Origin of the sequence: Gluconobacter sp. P1D12_c (assembly GCF_018812105.1) — a bacterium.
Classification (GTDB): Bacteria; Pseudomonadota; Alphaproteobacteria; order Acetobacterales; family Acetobacteraceae; genus Gluconobacter; species Gluconobacter oxydans_A.
Window position 1 is genome coordinate 1 of sequence record NZ_JACSIQ010000694.1, and the last position, 393, is coordinate 393.

The 393-nt window shown below is 46.6% G+C and carries 1 protein-coding gene; it reads right to left on the reverse strand.

Annotation, left to right across the window (positions count from 1 at the left end; translation table 11 throughout):
- Positions 1 to 393: hypothetical protein (locus tag KP705_RS21865; RefSeq protein ID WP_215765401.1), on the reverse strand; the 393-nt coding region annotated here is incomplete at both ends.

Genomic DNA, 393 nt, shown 5'->3' on the forward strand with positions numbered 1-393 from the left:
CTTCTAAGACGCTACCCCCACCTCTACCCATGTGAGATATCGTGTAAGTGTCAAGCATATATGCTTTTGCGGAATCATCCACCGCATTGATATCCCTGTTGCCAAGCTCCCACGAACCACGCAACGCAAACAGATTACGCCCCGTTAGAGCATCGCATCCAATTTTTTGGAGTTTTTCGATAACCTGCTGATGGTGTCGCTTAGAGACAACTTCAATGAGTTCGAGAGCCTTTTTGCCGAGTTCAGTGTCAGGCGTCTGCGTATAATTCTGGACCATAAGACAGGGTTCAGAGACGTTATAGAAAGCATGATGCGGGAGCATCAGCCCAACAATCTTATTCTCCATCTGCTCGAATTTTATTTCATCACCAACGATGACACGACCATCAAGAG